This is a genomic window from Rhodopseudomonas palustris, assembly GCF_007005445.1.
GTDB classification, from domain to species: domain Bacteria; phylum Pseudomonadota; class Alphaproteobacteria; order Rhizobiales; family Xanthobacteraceae; genus Rhodopseudomonas; species Rhodopseudomonas palustris_G.
Window position 1 is genome coordinate 2955352 of record NZ_CP041387.1, and the last position, 18557, is coordinate 2973908.

At 65.8% G+C, this 18557-nt stretch carries 18 protein-coding genes; 9 read left to right on the forward strand and 9 right to left on the reverse strand.

The genetic code is table 11. The features are described from left to right. The first annotated feature begins 19 nt into the window (after positions 1-19). Entirely contained in the window at positions 20-862 is an 843-nt protein-coding gene (locus FLL57_RS13565) for an AAA family ATPase (protein WP_013501496.1), read from the forward strand. A 104-nt stretch (positions 863-966) separates the two neighbouring features. On the opposite strand, the gene FLL57_RS13570 is transcribed toward FLL57_RS13565, so the two are convergent. After that, positions 967-2124 (reverse strand): DUF1963 domain-containing protein, encoded by a 1158-nt coding sequence (locus FLL57_RS13570; protein WP_142883150.1) that lies wholly within the window; start codon positions 2122-2124, stop codon positions 967-969. Between the two features lie 193 nt (positions 2125-2317). On the opposite strand from FLL57_RS13570, the gene FLL57_RS13575 reads away from it, so the two are divergent. Genes FLL57_RS13575 through FLL57_RS13585 form a run of 3 tightly spaced genes read left to right on the forward strand, consistent with a single transcriptional unit; the run spans position 2318 to position 5144 of the window. Beyond that, complete coding sequence (locus FLL57_RS13575; protein ID WP_013501494.1) at positions 2318-3361, forward strand: aromatic ring-hydroxylating dioxygenase subunit alpha; 1044 nt, start codon at positions 2318-2320, stop codon at positions 3359-3361. 3 nt (positions 3362-3364) lie between these two features. Beyond that, entirely contained in the window at positions 3365-4120 is a 756-nt protein-coding gene (locus FLL57_RS13580; protein ID WP_142883151.1) for a GntR family transcriptional regulator, read from the forward strand. 31 nt (positions 4121-4151) lie between these two features. Further along, on the forward strand, positions 4152-5144 hold the full coding sequence (locus tag FLL57_RS13585; protein ID WP_013501492.1) for a PDR/VanB family oxidoreductase: 993 nt from the start codon (positions 4152-4154) through the stop codon (positions 5142-5144). 71 nt (positions 5145-5215) lie between these two features. Here FLL57_RS13585 and FLL57_RS13590 read toward each other — a convergent pair whose 3' ends face one another. The 4 genes from FLL57_RS13590 to FLL57_RS13605 all read right to left on the reverse strand — a co-directional run bounded on the left by FLL57_RS13590 (position 5216) and on the right by FLL57_RS13605 (position 7854). Continuing rightward, the gene (locus FLL57_RS13590) at positions 5216-5500 is read right to left on the reverse strand and encodes a hypothetical protein (RefSeq protein ID WP_013501491.1); all 285 of its coding nucleotides are present in this window, start codon (positions 5498-5500) and stop codon (positions 5216-5218) included. A gap of 139 nt (positions 5501-5639) precedes the next feature. Continuing rightward, the gene (locus tag FLL57_RS13595) at positions 5640-6236 is read right to left on the reverse strand and encodes a GNAT family N-acetyltransferase (RefSeq protein WP_013501490.1); all 597 of its coding nucleotides are present in this window, start codon (positions 6234-6236) and stop codon (positions 5640-5642) included. A gap of 151 nt (positions 6237-6387) precedes the next feature. Next, positions 6388-7317: an SMP-30/gluconolactonase/LRE family protein gene (locus FLL57_RS13600; protein WP_013501489.1), complete on the reverse strand. Its 930-nt coding sequence runs from the start codon at positions 7315-7317 to the stop codon at positions 6388-6390. A gap of 150 nt (positions 7318-7467) precedes the next feature. Then, positions 7468-7854 carry a hypothetical protein gene (locus FLL57_RS13605; protein WP_013501488.1) on the reverse strand — a complete coding sequence of 129 codons (387 nt, stop codon included), beginning with the start codon at positions 7852-7854 and terminating at the stop codon, positions 7468-7470. Between the two features lie 114 nt (positions 7855-7968). Here FLL57_RS13605 and FLL57_RS13610 point away from each other — a divergent pair, with 114 nt between their 5' ends. Beyond that, positions 7969-8310, forward strand: coding sequence for a GIY-YIG nuclease family protein (locus FLL57_RS13610; RefSeq protein WP_013501487.1), 342 nt, complete (start codon positions 7969-7971; stop codon positions 8308-8310). Positions 8311-9150: 840 nt separating this feature from the next. Here the strand turns inward: FLL57_RS13610 and FLL57_RS13615 are convergent. The 4 genes from FLL57_RS13615 to FLL57_RS13630 all read right to left on the reverse strand — a co-directional run bounded on the left by FLL57_RS13615 (position 9151) and on the right by FLL57_RS13630 (position 11623). Next, entirely contained in the window at positions 9151-9405 is a 255-nt protein-coding gene (locus FLL57_RS13615; RefSeq protein WP_012497047.1) for a DUF3297 family protein, read from the reverse strand. Beyond that, positions 9402-9878 (reverse strand): glutathione peroxidase, encoded by a 477-nt coding sequence (locus FLL57_RS13620; protein WP_013501486.1) that lies wholly within the window; start codon positions 9876-9878, stop codon positions 9402-9404. The genes FLL57_RS13615 and FLL57_RS13620 overlap by 4 nt, the downstream gene beginning before the upstream one ends. Before the next feature lie 18 nt (positions 9879-9896). Continuing rightward, positions 9897-11294, reverse strand: coding sequence for an amidase family protein (locus FLL57_RS13625; RefSeq protein WP_013501485.1), 1398 nt, complete (start codon positions 11292-11294; stop codon positions 9897-9899). Positions 11295-11365: 71 nt separating this feature from the next. Then, positions 11366-11623, reverse strand: coding sequence for a DUF6894 family protein (locus FLL57_RS13630; protein ID WP_041807742.1), 258 nt, complete (start codon positions 11621-11623; stop codon positions 11366-11368). A gap of 123 nt (positions 11624-11746) precedes the next feature. Here FLL57_RS13630 and pip point away from each other — a divergent pair, with 123 nt between their 5' ends. The 4 genes from pip to zwf all read left to right on the forward strand — a co-directional run bounded on the left by pip (position 11747) and on the right by zwf (position 18556). Further along, the gene (pip, locus tag FLL57_RS13635) at positions 11747-12745 is read left to right on the forward strand and encodes a prolyl aminopeptidase (RefSeq protein WP_013501483.1); all 999 of its coding nucleotides are present in this window, start codon (positions 11747-11749) and stop codon (positions 12743-12745) included. Positions 12746-12978: 233 nt separating this feature from the next. Further along, a complete protein-coding gene (locus tag FLL57_RS13640; RefSeq protein ID WP_142883152.1) occupies positions 12979-15831 on the forward strand; it encodes a bifunctional transaldolase/phosoglucose isomerase in 2853 nt (950 codons plus the stop codon). A gap of 173 nt (positions 15832-16004) precedes the next feature. Then, complete coding sequence (gene gnd / locus FLL57_RS13645) at positions 16005-17045, forward strand: phosphogluconate dehydrogenase (NAD(+)-dependent, decarboxylating) (protein ID WP_142883153.1); 1041 nt, start codon at positions 16005-16007, stop codon at positions 17043-17045. Then, positions 17042-18556 carry a glucose-6-phosphate dehydrogenase gene (gene zwf / locus FLL57_RS13650; RefSeq protein ID WP_142883154.1) on the forward strand — a complete coding sequence of 505 codons (1515 nt, stop codon included), beginning with the start codon at positions 17042-17044 and terminating at the stop codon, positions 18554-18556. The genes gnd and zwf overlap by 4 nt, the downstream gene beginning before the upstream one ends. The last annotated feature ends 1 nt before the right edge of the window (position 18557 follow it).

Below are 18557 nucleotides of genomic sequence, written 5' to 3' on the forward strand. Positions count from 1 at the left end.
TCAGACGAGGCTGAAACGCATGAAGTTCACCGGCACCAAGGACTATGTGGCGACCGACGACCTCAAGGTCGCCGTCAATGCGGCGATCGTGCTCGAACGGCCGCTCCTGGTGAAGGGCGAGCCGGGCACCGGCAAGACGGTGCTGGCGGAGGAAGTCGCCAAGGCGCTGAACGCGCCGCTGCTGACCTGGCACATCAAATCGACCACCAAGGCGCAGCAGGGCCTGTACGAATACGACGCGGTGTCACGCCTGCGCGACAGCCAGCTCGGCGATCCGCGCGTCTCCGACATCAAGAACTACATCAAGCGCGGCAAGCTGTGGGAAGCCTTCACCCACGAAGGGCGACCGGTATTGCTGATCGACGAGATCGACAAGGCCGACATCGAGTTTCCGAACGACCTGTTGCTCGAACTCGACCGGATGGAATTCCACGTCTACGAGACCGGCGAGACGATCCGTGCCGAGAAGCGGCCGATCGTGGTGATCACCTCGAACAACGAGAAGGAGCTGCCGGACGCGTTCCTGCGCCGCTGCTTCTTCCACTACATCAAGTTCCCCGACGCCGACACCATGCAGGCGATCGTGGATGTCCACTTCCCCGGCATCAAACAGCGCCTGGTCGAAGAAGCGCTGAAGATCTTCTTCGAAGTACGCGACGTGCCAGGCCTGAAGAAGAAGCCGTCGACCTCCGAACTGCTCGACTGGCTGAAGCTGCTGCTCAACGAAGAGATGAGCCCGGAGCAGCTCCGCGAGCGTGACCCGCGCAAGCTGATCCCGCCGCTGCACGGCGCGCTGCTGAAGAACGAACAGGACGTTCACCTGTTCGAGCGGCTGGCGTTTTTGAGCCGGCGAGAGGTTTAAAGCCCCTCTCCTCGTCATTCGGGCGCGCGCGTAGCGCGACCCCGAATGACGAGGTGTTCTGCGCAATGCATTGCTCCCCGCAGGTCACCGGCATGGGCCAAGCCTCACATGAACTGGATTGCCAGCTCCGCCGCCTCGAACCGGCGCTCGGCGAGGTCATGCTTGGTCAAGAAGTAGTACAGGTAACCGCCCGGCCCCCAGCCGGCGGCTTCACTGCCATTGGTGTAGCTGTCGAGCTGCAGCAGCAATCGATACTGATCGCACGGCTGATCTAGCGTGAACTCGAAGCTCTCGCCCTGCAGCAGATCCGGCCAGCCCAGCAGCTTGCTGCAATTGCACGGGTAGTCGATCTCGGCGGGAAGGCCGTACTGCCGCATCTCGCGATGGAAGCTCTTGTAGATCGTCTGACTCGACCTGTCCGGCAGGATCGCGGTGATCACGCTGCTGTCCGGGTCCGGCAGATCCCACATCGGCCGGAACAGCAGCTCTGCGCGCGGGAACACCGTGAGCATTTCCAGCGGTGGTTCGGCCGGCACCAGATGGTCGGTTTCGGGCCAATAATACAGCGCGCCGCCCTCCCCGGTTAACAGACACCCCATCACCGTATCGTGGTCACCGAAGCACGACAGCAGACCTTGCGACGGCAATGCCTCCACTCCCGGCAGCCCGCGCAGGTCGGCGCAGTTGATCTGGCCGATGAACAACATCGGCTCAGTCGCGGCGACCGGCCATTGCCAGCCCGGCGGCGCGCAGGGCATGCCGCCGAGGCGTGAGCCGTCGATCCGCGCGTCGGCGCGCGCCGCTTGCGGCCACAGCCCGATCGCAGGACGAAGCTGGCGCAGCAGCGCCGCCGCTTCCAGCGGCACCGCTGCGATCAGCCGCTTCGCGATGTCGGCGACGTCCATGGCCGGCGGCGGCGGCTGACGCGCCAGCCGGAACATCGGGTGATCATTTGGCGCGCCGCCGTCGGCCGAGCCGGGCGGGGCCGCCGAGTGCCCGCGGACCTCGGCCTCGACCGCGGCCGCCTCCAATCTACGCAGCGCCTGCTCCACGCTCAGGACAACCTCTGGATCGGGATCCGACAGCAACGCGCGCAGCCGATCGAGGCCGCTGGCGCGTCCGGACAGCTCACGCTCGATCCGCACTTGGTCTTCCATGCGCCGATTGAGCGCGCCGACATGCTCGATCGCGGCGCGGTTGCGGACGTTGTCGAGCCAGGCCTGCAGCAGTTCGGCGTCGGATCGTTTGACCAGCTCGTTCATGCCCCACCTCCCCAGAGGCAGACTACAAGAACAAACAGAGAACTATCTAGTCAGTATTTTCCCGTCGGTGAAATCGATCAGCATTCGGTATACCAAAATGACGTAGGAATCGGTCAATCCAGTTTCATTCTGGCGATTCTTATGGATTCATGTATACAGTGTGAACTCAACAATAGCACTCAGGGAGGCCACGATGCCCGCCTTTCCGCTCAACGCCTGGTATGCGGCGGCTTGGGACGCCGACATCAAGCACGCGCTGTTTCCGCGCACGATCTGCGGCAAGCATGTCGTGATGTATCGAAAGGCAGACGGCAGCGTCGCCGCGCTGGAGGACGCCTGTTGGCACCGTCTGGTGCCGCTGTCGAAGGGCCGACTCGAGGGCGACACCGTCGTCTGCGGCTATCACGGGCTGAAGTTCAATCCGCAGGGTCGCTGCACCTTCATGCCGTCGCAGGAGACGATCAATCCGTCGGCCTGCGTGCGCTCCTATCCGGTGGTCGAGCGGCATCGCTTCGTCTGGCTGTGGATGGGCGATCCGGTGCTGGCCGATCCGGCGCTCGTCCCCGACATGCATTGGAACGACGATCCGGCCTGGGCCGGCGACGGCAAGACGATCCACGCCAAATGCGACTGGCGTCTCGTCGTCGACAATCTGATGGACCTCACCCACGAGACCTACGTGCACGGCTCCTCGATCGGCAACGAGGCGGTGGCCGAGGCGCCGTTCGACGTCACCCATGGCGACCGCACCGTCACGGTGACGCGCTGGATGCACGGCATCGAGCCGCCGCCGTTCTGGGCCGCGCAGCTCGGCAAGCCCGGCCTGGTCGACCGCTGGCAGATCATCCGGTTCGAAGCGCCGGGCACCGTGACGATCGATGTAGGCGTGGCACCGGCCGGCACCGGCGCACCGGAAGGCGATCGGTCGCAGGGCGTCAACGGCTACGTGCTCAACACCATGACGCCCGAGACCGACACCACCTGTCACTACTTCTGGGCGTTCGTACGCAATTACCGGCTCGGCGACCAGCGCCTCACTACCGAAATCCGCGAAGGCGTCTCCGGCATCTTCCGCGAAGACGAGATCATCCTCGAAGCCCAGCAGCGCGCGATGCTCGAGAACCCCGACCGGGTTTTCTACAATCTCAACATCGACGCCGGTGCGATGTGGTCGCGCAAGCTGATCGACCGCATGGTGGCGCAGGAAAACGCGCCGAAGCTCCAGGCGGCGGAGTAAGCGATGAACGACAAGGCCGCGGACCGCTCGATGTCGCAGACCGTTCGCGCGCAGCTTGCGCTGCGCGACATGGTACTGTCCGGCCAGCTTCGCGCTGGCGAACGGATCTCCGAACTGCAGGCGGTCGACATCACCGGGGTATCGCGGACCCCGGTGCGGATGGCGCTGGTGCGGCTGGAGGATGAAGGCCTGCTGCAGGCGATCCCGTCCGGCGGCTTCATGGTGAAAGCCTTCTCCGAGCGCGACATCCTCGACTCGATCGAACTGCGCGGCACCATGGAGGGCCTCGCCACCCGGCTCGCCGCCGAGCGCGGCGTCAGCGCCCGGCAGCTCGAGCCGCTGAAGCAGTGCCTTTCCGACATCGACGAGCTGGTGCGGCAGGACCCGATCTCGGTCGACGCGTTCTCGGCCTATGTGGCGCTCAACGCGCGGTTTCACGCGCTGCTCAACGAGCTGTGCGGCTCGGCGCCGGTGATGCGCCAGATCGATCGCGTCGCCGCCCTGCCGTTCGCCTCGCCGAGCGCCTTCGTGATGGCGCAGTCGGCGCTGCCGGAGGCGCACCAGATCCTGCTGATCGCACAGGATCACCACCGCGCCGTGATCGACGCGATCGAGAACCGCGAAGGCGCGCGCGCCGAAGCAGTGATGCGCGAACACGCCCGGCTCGCGGTGCGCAACCTGCGGCTGGCGCTGAGGAGCCGCACCCATCTCGACCTGCTGCCGGCGCTGACGCTGGTGACCCAGGCCGCCGACAAATAGTCAGTTTCCCCCTCATCGACAGGAGCCCGCGATGCGCTTCGCCGAACAGTGGACCAGCAGCACCGTCGTTTCGACCCGCGACCTGACGCCGTCGATCCGCGAAATCGTGCTCGAACCGGATACGGCGGTCACCACCTGCGCGCCCGGTAGCCATATCAACGTCGCCGTGCTGATCGACGGCCGGCCCGACAAGCGCAGCTACTCACTGGTCGGCGCGCCGGATCATGGACGGTTGCGGATCGCGGTGCGGCTCGCCGGTGACAGTCGCGGCGGATCGCAAGCGATGTGGGCGCTGAAGCCGGGGCAGCGGATCGACATCACCCATCCGACCTCGCTGTTCGAGATCGATTGGAGCCGCCGCAGCTATTGCCTGATCGCCGGCGGCATCGGCGTCACGCCGATGCTCGGCATCGCCGCGGCGCTCGCCCGCCGTGGCACTGAGCTGACGATGCACTACGCGGTCAAGTCCCGAGCGGACGCCACGCTGCACGACGAGCTGACCGGCCTGCTCGGCGACCGGCTCCGGCTCCACGCCGGCGACGAAGGCGCCCGGCTCGATCTCGACGCCACCTTCCGTGCTCTGCCAGAGGGCGCCGTGGCGGTGCTGTGCGGTCCGCTGCGGATGCTGGAAGCTGCGCGGCACGCCTGGCATCGGGCAGGCCGCCCGGCGAGCGATCTGTGTTTCGAAACCTTCGGCTCCAGCGGCCGGCTGCCGACGACCGAGTTCTGCGTCCGCATCGCCGCCACCGGCAACGAAATCGTGGTGCCGCGCGACCGCTCGATGCTGGACGCGCTGAACGCCGCCGGCTTTGAGGTCATCTCCGATTGCGAGCGCGGCGAATGCGGGGTCTGCACCGTCGACGTCACCGCCGTCGAAGGCGAGATCGACCACCGCGACGTGTTCTTCAGCGACCATCAGAAGCACGACAGCGGCAAGATGTGCGCCTGCGTCTCCCGCGCCCGCGGCACGGTGACGATCGATACACTGTACCGGCCGGATCAATTGCCCGTTGCGGCGGCGTAGAAGTGCATCTCTCGCGTCATCGCGACGACGCGGGGCTGACGAAACAATGACGAGAGCCGCCAACCCGAGACTCAGCGCCAGCCTTCCAGCACACCGATCGGCTGGTCGCAGACCCATTCGGGTCGCAGCATCACCTGGCAGCCTTTGTCGAACGGCAGCAGTCCGACCCGGCGCTGGTCCTGCATGATTTCGATCGACCAGGTCCGCGGTACCGACGGATGCACCTGGACCAGCCGCTGGATCACGCCGGCGGCAAACAGCGTCGCATCGATATCATCGGCCAGCGCCGCCCCGTCGTGGCCCGGGCCATCGACGCGGTTGATCGGATCGCGGACATGAAATCGATAGAACGGCATAGCACTAGAATGGCGTCGGCAAAGGCTCCGCAAAATGACGCAGATCAAACGGAGCCTATCGGGGGCGCTATTCTTTGGATGATCAGCCGATTAGCAAGCGGAATCTTGATCAAAATCAAGGGAACTCACGCCCGGCGGCTCAGCGGCCGGGCTTCTCGAACAACTGATAGCTGAGGTGGGCCTTCACGGTCGGCCATTCGGCGGCGATGATCGAGTACACCACGGTATCGCGTAGCGTGCCGTTGGGCGCGATCTGGTGATTGCGCAGGATGCCGTCCTGCTTGGCACCGAGCCGCTCGATCCCGCGCCGGGACTGATGGTTGAAAAAGTGTGTGCGGAACTCTACCGCGATGCAGTCGAGCTTCTCGAAGGCATGCTGCAGCAAGAGCAGCTTGCATTGCGTGTTGAGTCCGGTTCGTTGCACGCGAGACGCGTACCAGGTCGAACCGATCTCGACCCGGCGATTGCCGGCATCCACGTTCATATACGTGGTCATGCCGGCGATCTTGCCGGCAGCGTCCTTCACCGCCCACGGCAGCATCGCGCCCTGCGATTGCAGCGCCAGCCGCCGCGCGATCTCGGCTTCCATCTTCGCAGGCTCGGGCACGAACGTGTACCACAGCTTCCACAATTCGCCGTCCTTCACCGCCTCGATCAGCCCGTCGCAATGCGCCGGCTCCAGCGGCTCCAAAGTCGCGTGCGGGCCGCTCAGGGTGACGGGTTCGAGCCAGGGCATCTGCGCTGCTTCCTCATGGGTGTCGGGAACCGAAACCATAATACGCGATGGCCGGGCTTGTCCCGGCCATCGACGAACATGCGCGTATGCGCCGATCGAGGGGCGCGCCCCGGTCGCGCGTTGTCAGGAGAGTTGAAAGACCTGATCGGCACTACTTGTTGAGAAAATTCAGCGCCAGTCCCGGCCGGGCCCAATCCATCACGATCAGTTCGCCCCGTCCGGACAGGGTGATGTAGGCGGTCTTCAGGTCGGGACCGCCGAACGCGATGTTGGTGGTGACGCGGTCGCCGGTCGGGACCTGCTCGACCAGCGTGCCGTCCGGCGCGATCACCGAGATGCAGCCGGACACCAGCGTGGCGACGCAGACATTGCCGCTGGCCTCAACCGCGAGCGAATCGAACATCTGATAGCCCCCGAGCCCGCAGATCGGCTTGCCCTTCTCGCCGCGATAGATCACGTCGCGCGGCTTCACCTCGCCCGGGATGTGCAGATCGAACGCCCACAACCGGCCGGTGGGCGTTTCGGCCGCGTACATCGTCGCTTCGTCCGGCGACAGGCCGATGCCGTTCAGCGGCAGCGTGCCGAACACCTGCTCGGTGATCTCGGTCATGCCGGGCTTGATGTAGTAGGCGGCGCCGACGTCCATGTCGCGGGAGCGGCGTTTGCCGAGATCGGTGAACCAAAGCCCGCCGTGCTTGTCGAACACCAGATCGTTCGGCCCCTTCAGCGGGTGCTCGCCGCATTTGTCGAACAGCGTCTCGACCTGCCCGCTCTGCAGATCGACGCGCTGGATCGAGCCGCCGATATATTCGTGCGGCTCCGGCGCGCCCGGCATCATCGTTCCGCGCGAGGCGAACCAGCCGAAGCCGCCATTGTTGCAGATGTACATCTTGCCGTCGGGGCCGAGCGCGGCGCCATTCGGCCCGCCCGGGATCTTCGCCACCACCTCCTTGCGGCCGTCCGGCCACACCCGCGTCAGTTGCTGGGCGCGGATTTCGACCAGCACCACCGAGCCGTCCGGCATCACCACCGGGCCTTCGGGAAACGCCAGATCGGTGGCAAGAACGCGGACGTTGGACATGGTTTTCTCCCGAGATGTTTGTTGTGCGCGGGAGATGAGACTCCCCGCGCTTATTGTCTCGGGAACGAGTTGTAAGTCATGTCGTCGCGGCTTGCCAAGCAAGCGCGATAATTCCATCAAGCGGCAGACGCCGGAGAAGACAGCGCGGAACTACTTCGCGTCGGTCTTCGGCGGCGTCGCGTCCTTCGGCGGCACTGCATCCTTGGACGGCGTCGCATCCCTGGCCGGCGCAGGCTCGCTCTTGGCCGGCTTCTGCGCGGCTTGTAGTTCGGCCAGTTGCTTCTGCAGCGCTGCCACCGCGGCACTCAGCGCGGCGATCTGCGCGCGGGCCGCATCGAGCTTCTGCTGCTGATCGAGCCGCGCCTTGTCGAGGCTCTTGTGCAGGAAGTCGACATTGCTCTGCAGGCAACTGGTGCGCCGCTCCATGGTTTTCTCCACGGTGCAGATCTCGATGCCCGGTACGTCCTGGGCGGTCGCGGCCGGGCTCCACAGCAGCGGCGCCAGCAGCGCCAGCGCGATCATCGGTTTGCCGGCCATCATCGTCTCCTTCGTTTGCGTCAGGTGGCAGCGAAGCCGCTGGCGCGCCGGCCGTCAACCGCTCCATCCCGCGGCGGATTGCCGGACTCAGCCCAGCCGTGCGAGGTTCGCGCCATGCAGGAGGCTTCCGCCGAAGAAGAGTGCTTCGTCTATGTGCTCGGCTGCGCCAGCGCCGGCCGCTATCTCACCTATGTCGGCTGGACGCTCGATCTCGACCGCCGCCTCTCCCAGCACAACGCCGGCACCGGCGCGCGCTCGACCCGCGGCCGTGCCTGGGTGCTGATCCATTCGGAACGTTTCACCTGCCGCCGCGACGCGATGAGCCGCGAGTGGCATCTCAAGCGCGACCGCGCCTTCCGCCGCCGCCTTGCCGCCGAAGCGCAAGCCCGCGTCGCCAAGGTGCCGACAGCCCGCAAAGCTGTGCCAGCGCGTAACAAGACGCGTGACCGATCTTAACCTTTGGAACGCGGCCTGAACGAAGCGGGCCCGAATCACTGCGAATCACCTCGCGACACGAACTCCACACCAGATCTCGTGCGAGCTGGCACAGCGACGGCACAACACCTGTTGACGCAGCCGGCGCGCGAAGCCGCGACCATGGCTGAATGGGTTAATACGCGTGCCCGTGCGATCTGCCTTCGCTGACCTCCTCGTGGATGCTGTGCGCGTCAACGCGTGAGCTATCACGGTGGACCGCGTGTCCCCGAATGCGACACCGCGCCTGCACGACCTTAACGTTTCGAACGCGGCCAGAACGAAGCCAGCCCGAATCACTGCGAATCAGCTCTCGCGGTCGCGCGCTCACTAGATCTCGGCGACGCCGAGACGATCCAGCACAACACCTGCACGCGCGTGTTCCCGCGACCGCGATGATCGCGGCAAAAGTCGTTAACGCGCGGCCGAGCGGGTACGGCGAACGTCGCTTGCCGGCGCTGCAAAGATCGTCACCGAGTGCGTGCGTGCCGCCTCACCGGCGTTGTCCCCGGATGCGACACTCGCCGTGCTCGATCTTAAGCTTTGGAACGCGGGCGGAACAAAGCACCGACGAATCAGCGCGAATCAGCTGCTCGCGCTGTGCCAACACCAGATCTCGCCAAAGGACATCGCGGACGCGCGCTAGATCTATGCGGCGGTGTTCTCGCGCGAGACCATCCGCGGCTCCACATCGTTAACGTTCAAGCACAAACCGGACGTGAAAATGCACGCCGGCGCGCGGGAGCGCACCAGCGGGCGGCATTGCTGCGAGATGGCGAGAAAAGCCCGGCCGGGCGCGGAGCGCCTGCCGGGACGCGAAGCTCAGCTGCGCGGGCGGATATACGGCTCGACCGGGCCGTGGACCTTGATCGCAAGCTGATTGCCGAAGCGATCCTTGGCGGTGCCGGCGGCAACGCGGATCCAGCCCTCGCTGACGCAGTATTCGATCACGTTGGTCTTGTCCTGCCCCTTGAAGCGGACGCCGACGTCGAGCTCGAGCAGATCGGCGTTGTAGTAAGGGCTGGAGGGCTCGATCGACAGACGATCGGGCAGTTCAATGTTCTGAGTGTCGGTCATAGCAAGGTCTCGATCTCTTTCGAAAGCGCCTCCGGCGTGGTGGTCGGCGCATGCCGCGATACCACGCGCCCGGACCGATCGACCAGGAACTTGGTGAAATTCCATTTGATCGCCGAGCCGAGCAAGCCGCCCTTTTCGTCCTTCAGAAACTTGTACAGCGGATGCGCGCCGGCGCCATTGACGTCGATCTTGGCGAACATCGGGAAGCTGACGCCGTAATTGGTCGAACAGAACTGCGCAATCTGGGCTTCGTCGCCGGGCTCCTGGGCGCCGAACTGGTTGCACGGAAAGCCGAGCACCGAAAAGCCGCGCGGGCCGTATTTCTGCTGCAGCGCTTCGAGGCCCTTGTATTGTGGAGTGAAGCCGCAGGCGCTCGCGGTGTTGACGATCAGCAGCACCTTTCCTTCGAACTGTTTCAGCGCGACGTCTTTGCCCGCCAGCGATGTGGCGGTGAAATCATAGATCGACGCCATCGTCCCCTCGCTTCCGTCTCAAGCCATCGGATCAATCGGCGACGGCGGCGCGCCGCCGGCCTCGATCGCTTCGCCCGCGAGCAGGCACAGATCCTCACGATAGCGTCCCGATACCACCTGCACGCCGACCGGCACGCGGCCGACCATCCCGGTCGACACGGTGAGGCCGGGCAGGCCCATAAACGGCAGGCCGACCTGCGGCATCTGCGCCGCCCACACCCGCTTAAACGAGCCTTCATCCTTCAAATCGAGGCGCTGCGGGAACGGCAGCTCGCCGCACACCGGCATCAGCAGCACCGCATAGGTCTCGAAGAAGGTCTGCCAGTCGCGCGTCAGCGTGGCGCGGCGGGTGAGCAGCTTCGAGTAGCTGGCGAGGTCGCCGATCGCCTTGTCGCGATTGCCGTGCAGACACGCCAGCGCGCCTTCGTCGCCCTCGCGCTCGGCCGCGTCCAGCATCGCCTGATAACCGTCGCCAAGCCAGAACTGCGCCTGCAGCTCCGCAGCCTCGCGCAGCGGTGGCGTGCTGGCGATCTCCTCGACGATCCAGCCGGCGGCTTCGAGCCGGCGCGCGGCGTCTTTCAGCGCATTGCGCACTTCCAGCACCACCGCAAGATCGTCCGGCGCGATGCACAGCGCGGCGCGCTTGTCGCGCGGCGGGCCGTCGAGTGGCGCCGGCACCCACCACGGATCGCGCGCATCCGGCTGCGCCAGCGCCTGCAGCCCGAGCCTCACATCGGCGATGGTCCGCGCCAGTAGACCAGAGACGGCGCTGATCTGCGGGCAGATGGTCCGCTCCGGCGAGGAGGCGTTGTAGGCCGCGACGCGGCCGAGGGTCGGCCGCAGCCCGTGCACGCCGCAGGCATAAGCGGGATAGCGCACCGAGCCGGCGATATCGGTGCCGTGCGCGATCGCGCCGATGCCGGCCGCGACCGCCGCGGCGGCACCACCGGACGAGCCGCCCGGCGTGATCGAGGAATCGCGCGGATTCAGGGTCTCGCCGTGCAGCTTGTTGGCGGTGAACCAGCGATAGGAAAACGCCGGCGTATTGGTCCGGCCGATGATCACCGCGCCGGCTTTGCGCAGATTGTCGACCACCGGATTGTTGGTCTTGGCGATCCAGTCGCGCTGCAGCGTCACGCCGTTGGTGGTGGCAAAGCCCTGCTGATCGACATTGACCTTCACGGTCACCGGCACGCCCGCCAGCACGCCCGGCGTCTCGCCCTTAGCGAGCGCGGCATCGACCGCATCGGCCTGCGCCAGCGCGTCCTCGGCCTTGTGATCGACCACCGCGTTGATCGCAGGATTGACGGCATCGAGCCGGCGCAGCGCGGCCTCGGCCACTTCGCGCGCCGAGACGCGGCGGCTGCGGACGAGATCGGCCAGTTCAGTCGCGGGAAGGCGCCAGATGTCCTGCATGATCACTCCGTTGCGAGACAGATGTGATAGCGTGGCAGGATCAGGCGCGCCACCGCCAATTCAGCAGCCGCTCAATGCCGGTTCCGCGGTGACGCCGGCAGATCGAGCATCGCTTCGCTGAAGGGGAATTCCAGCAGCACGTCGCCCTCCTCGTCGGTGACTTCGAGGCTGGCGCGGATCAGGTCGAGCTGCGCGCTCTCGGTTTTGACGATTTCGCGGATGGTGGCACGCGCCACTTCCCAGGCGTGGTCGGCGTCGCGCAGCTCCTCGCCCTCCGGATCCGGAATCAGTTCCTCGCCGATCCGGGTGTTGAAGAAATATCGCGGCAATTCCGACTCCCGATTGGACATCTCGTCAAGGTGGCCATCACCGGCATAATCCGCAACCCTGCCGGCCGCGCGGAGCGCTGTGCGGCGCTCGCAAACCGCACGGTTTCGCGCTAACAGGTCGAGATGCCATTCGATCCGGAAGCTGACGCTCCGTCCCCGCAGCCTGCCGCGACCACGCCGCTGTCCTCGCAGATGCTCACGGTCGGCGACGGCCACGCGCTCTATGTCGAAAGCAACGGTCGCGCCGATGGCATCCCCGCGGTTTATCTACACGGCGGTCCTGGCAGCGGCTGCCAGGTCGATCATCGCCGGCTGTTCGATCCGCAGCGATTTCATGCCGTGCTGTTCGATCAGCGCGGCGCCGGCCGCAGCCGCCCAAAGGGCGGGCGCGACGCCAACACGCTGCCGCATTTGATCGCCGACATGGAGGCGATCCGCAGCCATTATGGCTTCGAACGCTGGCTGGTGGTCGGCGGCTCGTGGGGCGCCACGCTGGCGCTGGCCTATGCCGAGGCGCATCCGGAGCGCGTCAGCGGGCTGGTACTGCGCGCGACCTTTCTCGGCACCCGCGCCGAACTCGAGACCGCGTTCCTGTCGACGCTGCCGCGGTTCTACCCGGCGCTGTACGACGACTTCATCAGCGTGCTGCCGGAGGCCGAGCGCGCCGCGCCGCTCGATGCCTATTGGTGCCGCATCCTCGATCCCGATCCCGCCGTGCACGCTCCGGCCGCGCGCGCCTGGGGAGAGACCGAAGGCATTCTCTCCAGTCTCGCGCCGCGGCGGACCCGGCTCGATCGCGCCGCGCTATCCGGCAACGGTGCGCTGCCGATGACGCCGTTCATGGAGGCGCACTACTTCGCCCACGATTGCTTCCTGCAGCCGGATCAATTGCTGCGCGATGCGCCGAAACTCGCCGGCATCCCCGGAGTGATCGTGCAGGGCCGCTACGATCTGCTGTGCCCGCCATCGACCGCACAGCGCCTGGCTGCGCTGTGGCCGGAGGCCGAGCTGCGCACCATCGATGCCGCCGGCCACCTGCTGTACGACCCCGGCATCCGCGACGCAGTGATCGCCGGGATCGGCGACGTCTCCGCTGGGCCCGACGCGCTGAGAGCGCCGTAAGACCGACACCGCTCGCCGCAGCAGTTGCCCCTGGTCCGCCTGTAATCGCAGCATCACATCCTTGCGATAGGCTGGCATCATGGAACCGTTTGCCGGTTTAAACGTCATATCGGTCATTGGGCGGTAATCGGCCGGCGTGCAAGGCGCCGGTCAGGACGTGTTGACAAGCCTCGATCCCCGGACGGAAATGCGGGCGAGGCCGTCATCGCACCGAACCAGCAAGACAAGGCACCATGAATCCCGTCAAAGCGCTCGAAAAACACGGCCAGGCGATCTGGCTGGACTTCCTGGCCCGCGGCTTTATCGCCAAGGGCGACCTGAAGAAACTGATCGAGACCGACGGGGTGAAGGGTGTCACATCCAATCCCTCGATCTTCGAAAAGGCGATCGGTGCCACCGACGAATACGACGGCGCGATCGGCGAAGCGCTGAAGCAGGGCGACCGCTCGGTCGGTGATCTGTACGAAGCGCTCGCGGTCGAAGACATCCAGCACGCTGCCGACGTGCTGCGGCCGGTGTACGACAAGCTCGAACGCCGCGACGGCTTCGTCAGCCTCGAAGTCTCGCCCTATCTCGCACTCGACACCAAGGGCACGCTGGCGGAAGCCGAGCGGCTGCGGCGTGCGGTGGATCGCGAAAACCTGATGATCAAGGTGCCGGCGACACGCGAGGGCCTGCCGGCGATCAAGCAGCTCATATCCAAAGGCATCAGCGTCAACGTCACGCTGCTGTTCTCGCAGAAAGTCTACGTCCAGGTCGCTGAAGCCTACATCTCCGGCCTCGAAGCGCTGATCGCCTCCGGCGGCGATCCGGCGCACGTCGCCAGCGTCGCCAGCTTCTTCATCAGCCGCATCGACAGCGCGGTCGATGCGGCGCTCGACGACAAGATCGCCAAGGTTGGCGATCCGTCCGAAAAGGAGCCGCTGGAAGCGCTGAAAGGCAAGGTGGCGATCGCCAATGCCAAGCTGGCGTATCAGGACTACAAGCGGTTGTTCAGCGGCGACCGCTGGGCCAAGCTGGAAGCCTGCGGAGCCAAGCCGCAGCGGCTGCTGTGGGCCTCCACCGGCACCAAGAACAAGGCCTACAGCGACGTGCTGTACATTGAGGAGCTGATCGGGCCGGACACCGTCAACACCGTGCCGCCGTCGACGCTCGACGCCTTCCGCGATCACGGCAAGCCGAAGGACAGTCTGGAGAAGGAGATCGACGAGGCGCGCGCGGTGATCAAGGGCCTTGCCAGCGCCGGGATCTCGCTCGACGCCATCACCGACAAGCTGGTCACCGAAGGCGTGCAGTTGTTTGCCGACGCGTTCGACAAGCTGCTGGGCGCCGTGGCGTTCAAGCGCGAGACCGTGCTGGCCGGCCGCGTCGGCAAGCAGACCCTGTCGCTGCCCGGCGAGCTCGCCGACAGCGTCAAGCAGCAGACCGAAGCGTGGCGCGCCGCCGGCAAGATCCGCAAGGTCTGGTCGCGCGACGCGTCGGTCTGGACCGATCACGACGAGGCCAAATGGTTGGGCTGGCTGCAGGCGCCATCGGTCGCCAAGACCAAGCTCGTCGACTATCAAGACTTCGCCAAATGGGTGAAGAGCCAGGGCTTCACCGATGCGGTGGTGCTCGGCATGGGGGGCTCAAGCCTCGGCCCCGAAGTGATCGCGGAGACCTTCCCGCAGCAGGACGGCTTCCCGAAGCTGCACGTCCTCGACTCCACCGATCCGGCGCAGGTGCGCACCCTCGAAGCCAGCGTCAAGCTAGCCTCGACGCTGTTCATCGTCTCCTCGAAATCCGGCGGCACCACCGAGCCGAACGTGATGAAGGCCCACTTTTTCGCGCGCGTCACCGAAGCGGTCGGAGCCGATCAGGCCGGCCGCCACTTCGTCGCCGTCACCGATCCCGGTTCGTCGATGGAGAAAGTCGCGACCGAGCAGAAGTTCGCCAAGATCTTCCACGGCGATCCGACCATCGGCGGCCGCTATTCGGTGCTGTCGCCGTTCGGCCTGGTGCCTGCTGCCGCGGCGGGACTCGATCTTGCCAAGCTGCTGGACTCGGCGCTGGCGATGGTTCGCTCCTGCGGCGCCGACGTGCCGCCGCAGCAGAACCCGGCGGTGCAGCTCGGTCTGGTGCTTGGCTGCGCCGGGCTTGCAGGCCGCGACAAGGTGACGATCACCTCGTCGAAGGCGATCGCCGATTTCGGCGCTTGGGCCGAGCAACTGATCGCGGAGTCGACCGGCAAGGAAGGCAACGGCCTGATCCCGATCGACGGCGAGCCGCTGGCGGAGCCGTCGATCTACGGCAACGACCGGCTATTCATCGATCTGCGCACCGAAGCCGAGACCGATGCGGCCCATGAGTCGAAGCTCGCGGCGCTGGAAGCGGCGGGCCATCCGGTGGTGCGGATCGTGCTGAAATCGACCGAGGCGATCGGCCAGGAGTTCTTCCGCTTCGAACTGGCAACCGCCGTCGCGGGTGCGGTGCTCGGTATCAACCCGTTCGATCAACCCGACGTCGAGAGCGCCAAGGTCAAGACCCGCGAACTCACTGCGGCGTTCGAGAAGTCCGGTGCGCTGCCGGCAGAGACCCCTGCCCTGTCGACCGCCGAAGCCGATCTCTACACCGACGCCGCCAACGCCGCGGCGCTGCGCAAGGCGGGTGCCGACGGCACGGTCGCGTCCTGGCTGAAGGCGCATCTGTCGCGCGTCAATGCCGGCGACTATTTCGCCCTGCTCGCCTACATCGAGCGCAACGCCGCGCATATCGACGCGCTGCAAGACATCCGGCTGCGCGTCCGCGACCAGCGCCGGGTGGCGACCTGTGCCGAATTCGGCCCGCGGTTCCTGCACTCGACCGGGCAGGCCTACAAGGGCGGACCCGACAGCGGCGTGTTCCTGCAGATCACCGCCGACGACGCTGCCGACCTGCCGGTGCCGGGCCAGACCGCCAGCTTCGGCGTCATCAAAGCGGCGCAGGCGCGCGGCGATTTCGACGTTCTCACCGAACGCGGCCGCCGCGCCCTGCGGGTTCACCTCAAGGGCGATCTCGGCGCCGGGCTGAAGTCGCTCGGCGCGGCGATCAAACAAGCGCTGGAGTAGCAGCCGCTCGGCCGAACAGGATCGTCAATGCGAGGAGCGAAGCGACGAAGCAATCCAGCTCCTATATCCAGATCCCTGGATTGCTTCGCCTCGGCTCGCAATGACGGAGTAACCGCCTAAAAACGTAGCCTCGCGTATCAAGCGAGGCACGGCTCAACAGTGGAGACTTGCGCATGCAGATCGGCATGATCGGCCTTGGCCGGATGGGCGGAAACATCGTCCGGCGCCTGATGAAGGATGGCCATCATGCCGTGGTGTACGACCGGGACCCGCAAGCGGTCGAGGCGCTGACGCGCGAGGGCGCAACCGGGGCCGGCGGGCTCGAGGAGCTGGTGCGCAAGCTCGACGCGCCGCGCGCCGTGTGGGTCATGCTTCCGGCGGGCCATATCACCGAGACCACCATCGAACAGCTCGCCAAGCTGCTCGCCGCCGGTGACGTCGTCATCGATGGCGGCAACACCTTCTGGCAGGACGATATCCGCCGCGCCAAGACGCTGAAGGAGACCAGCATCGATTACGTCGATGTCGGCACCTCCGGCGGCATCTGGGGCTTTGAACGCGGCTACTGCATGATGATCGGCGGCGACAAAGCCGTCGTCGACCGGCTCGATCCGATCTTCGCGACGCTGGCGCCGGGGATCGGCGATATTCCGCGCACGCCGGGCCGCGAAGAGCGTGATCCGCGTGTCGAGCAAGGCTATCTCCACGCCGGTCCGGTCGGCGCCGGCCACTTCGTCAAGATGGTCCACAACGGCATCGAATACGGCCTGATGCAGGCCTATGCCGAGGGCTTCGACATCCTCAAGAACGCGAGCAGCGACGTCCTGCCCGACGCTCACCGCTTCGATCTCGACATCGCCGACATCGCAGAAGTTTGGCGGCGCGGCAGCGTGATCCCGTCATGGTTGCTCGACCTCACAGCAACGGCTCTCGCAAAGAACGATCAGCTCGACAACTATTCGGGCTTCGTCGAGGACTCTGGCGAAGGCCGCTGGACCATCAATGCCGCGATCGAAGAAGCAGTGCCGGCCGAAGTCCTCACCGCCGCGCTGTTCGCGCGCTTCCGCTCGCGCCGGGAACATACGTTCGCGGAGAAAATTCTCTCGGCGATGCGAGCTGGCTTCGGCGGCCATAAGGAGCCGCAGCAGCACCCGGAACCGGAGCAGCAGGCCGCCCCGCAGCAGAAACTGAAACCGACATCGGAGCGCGCGTGACCACGCAAGCCAACAGCAATCAGGTTCCCGACGGCTGCGCGTTCGTCATATTCGGCGTCACCGGCGACCTCACCCACCGCCTGGTGATCCCGGCGCTGTACAATCTCGCCGAAGCCGGACTACTGCCGGAGAAGTTCTGCGTCGTCGGTGTCACCCGCAAGGAGATGGCGAGCGACGATCTGCGCGAGAGCCTGATGCAGGGCCTGCGCAAATACGCCACCCGTCCGGTCGACGACAAAATTGCGGATCAGCTTCTGTACTGCGTCACCGCGGTCAGTGCCGATCCGAGCGAACCGGATTCGTTCGACCGGCTGCGCGAGCGGCTCGAGAAGCTCGAGGCCAGCCGCAACACCGGCGGCAACCGACTGTTCTATCTCGCCACCCCGCCGGATGCCTTCGCACCGATCGCGACCGAGCTCGGCCGCGCCAAGCTACTCGAAGAGATCAGCGGCGCATGGCGCCGGCTGGTGGTGGAGAAGCCGTTCGGCACCGACCTCGCCTCGGCCAAGGCGCTGAACGATCATCTGCTCGGCATCATCTCCGAGCACGAACTGTACAGGATCGATCACTATCTCGGCAAAGAGACGGTGCAGAACATCCTGGTGCTGCGGTTCTCCAACGGCATGTTCGAGCCGATCTGGAACAGGGAGCACATCGACCACATCCAGATCACCGTCGAGGAAAAGCTCGGCGTCGGCCATCGCGGCAGCTTCTACGACAAGACCGGCGCGCTGCGCGACATGGTGCCGAACCATCTGTTTCAACTGCTGTCGCTGGTGGCGATGGAGCCGCCCGCGCATTTCAACGCACACGGGGTGCGCTCGGCCAAGGCCGACGTGCTCGCGGCCATCCAGATCCAGAGTGAAGACGAAGCGCTACGCAATTCGGTGCGCGGTCAATACACCTCGGGCAGGATCGGCGACACCGAGATTCCGGACTATCGCAGCGCCAAGGACGTCGAGCCCGACAGCACCACCGAGACCTTCGCGGCGCTAAAGCTGTCGATCGACAATTGGCGTTGGGCCGGCGTGCCGTTCTATCTGCGCACCGGCAAGGCGCTGTCGGGCAAGCGCACCGAGGTCGCGATCAAGTTCAAGGAGGCGCCGTTCTCGATGTTCCGCTGCACCCCGGTGCGAGAATTATCGCAGAACTATCTGGTGATCGGGATCGAGCCGGAGGAAGGCATCTCTCTCCAGTTCAACACCAAGGTGCCGGGTCCGTCGATCGCCATCGATGGCGTCGAGATGACGTTCCGCTACAAGGACTACTTCAAAGTGGCGCCGAGCAACGGCTACGAGACGCTGCTGCACGACTGCATGATCGGCGACAACATCCTGTTCCAACGCGCCGATGGCGTGGAGGCCGGATGGCGCGTGGTACAGCCGTTCCTCGAGGTCTGGAAGAAAGCCGGCGCCCACGGCCTGCAGATCTATCGCGCCGGCAGCGACGGCCCGGAGGACGCCGACGAGTTGCTGGCCCGCGACGGCCGCGACTGGCGGAAACTGGGCTAGC

Coding starts and splice junctions, on each gene's coding strand:
- FLL57_RS13565 (WP_013501496.1), top strand. CDS start 20: ATGAAGTTCACCGGCACCAAGGACTATGTGGCGACCGACGACCTCAAG.
- FLL57_RS13570 (WP_142883150.1), bottom strand. CDS start 2,124: ATGAACGAGCTGGTCAAACGATCCGACGCCGAACTGCTGCAGGCCTGG.
- FLL57_RS13575 (WP_013501494.1), top strand. CDS start 2,318: ATGCCCGCCTTTCCGCTCAACGCCTGGTATGCGGCGGCTTGGGACGCC.
- FLL57_RS13580 (WP_142883151.1), top strand. CDS start 3,365: ATGAACGACAAGGCCGCGGACCGCTCGATGTCGCAGACCGTTCGCGCG.
- FLL57_RS13585 (WP_013501492.1), top strand. CDS start 4,152: ATGCGCTTCGCCGAACAGTGGACCAGCAGCACCGTCGTTTCGACCCGC.
- FLL57_RS13590 (WP_013501491.1), bottom strand. CDS start 5,500: ATGCCGTTCTATCGATTTCATGTCCGCGATCCGATCAACCGCGTCGAT.
- FLL57_RS13595 (WP_013501490.1), bottom strand. CDS start 6,236: ATGCCCTGGCTCGAACCCGTCACCCTGAGCGGCCCGCACGCGACTTTG.
- FLL57_RS13600 (WP_013501489.1), bottom strand. CDS start 7,317: ATGTCCAACGTCCGCGTTCTTGCCACCGATCTGGCGTTTCCCGAAGGC.
- FLL57_RS13605 (WP_013501488.1), bottom strand. CDS start 7,854: ATGGCCGGCAAACCGATGATCGCGCTGGCGCTGCTGGCGCCGCTGCTG.
- FLL57_RS13610 (WP_013501487.1), top strand. CDS start 7,969: ATGCAGGAGGCTTCCGCCGAAGAAGAGTGCTTCGTCTATGTGCTCGGC.
- FLL57_RS13615 (WP_012497047.1), bottom strand. CDS start 9,405: ATGACCGACACTCAGAACATTGAACTGCCCGATCGTCTGTCGATCGAG.
- FLL57_RS13620 (WP_013501486.1), bottom strand. CDS start 9,878: ATGGCGTCGATCTATGATTTCACCGCCACATCGCTGGCGGGCAAAGAC.
- FLL57_RS13625 (WP_013501485.1), bottom strand. CDS start 11,294: ATGCAGGACATCTGGCGCCTTCCCGCGACTGAACTGGCCGATCTCGTC.
- pip (WP_013501483.1), top strand. CDS start 11,747: ATGCCATTCGATCCGGAAGCTGACGCTCCGTCCCCGCAGCCTGCCGCG.
- FLL57_RS13640 (WP_142883152.1), top strand. CDS start 12,979: ATGAATCCCGTCAAAGCGCTCGAAAAACACGGCCAGGCGATCTGGCTG.
- gnd (WP_142883153.1), top strand. CDS start 16,005: ATGCAGATCGGCATGATCGGCCTTGGCCGGATGGGCGGAAACATCGTC.